This is a genomic window from Psychroflexus maritimus (assembly GCF_011089875.1).
GTDB classification, from domain to species: domain Bacteria; phylum Bacteroidota; class Bacteroidia; order Flavobacteriales; family Flavobacteriaceae; genus Psychroflexus; species Psychroflexus maritimus.
This window is the reverse complement of the sequence record NZ_JAANAS010000093.1, coordinates 1-398: the sequence shown is the minus strand read 5'-3', so window position 1 is coordinate 398 and position 398 is coordinate 1. Positions and strand designations below refer to the sequence as shown.

At 39.4% G+C, this 398-nt stretch carries 1 protein-coding gene; it reads left to right on the top strand.

The genetic code is table 11. From position 1 onward, the window contains the following. Positions 1 to 398, top strand: a 398-nt coding sequence (locus tag G7034_RS10345) for a hypothetical protein (protein ID WP_166400886.1), incomplete at both ends; no start/stop codon positions are given.

Genomic DNA, 398 nt, shown 5'->3' with positions numbered 1-398 from the left:
TTCTTTACTTCAGAATCACCACAAACCATTTACGCCGAGGTTGTAAACACAGACAATGAATGTCCATCCTCAACGCAAGTCACTTTTGAAATTACCGTGAATCCATTACCTTTAGTGGATATTTCTAACATGGATGGTTCGGTGATTTGTATTGACCGAGAAACTGGAGAAATTGTTTCTGCTCCTACTTTAGATACAGGTCTTAATGCCAACGATTACGAATTTGAATGGTTCTTAGATGGCGAAGAATTAGCCTTTACAGGAAGTGCATTAACCGTGGAAGAATCAGGATTGTATGAAGTAATTGTGGTAGATTTAGCGACAAGTAATAGCACGGAATGTGAGCGTTCTTCCTTTGCAGAAGTCATAGAAAGCTCAGGCGTTGAATTTGACGTCAA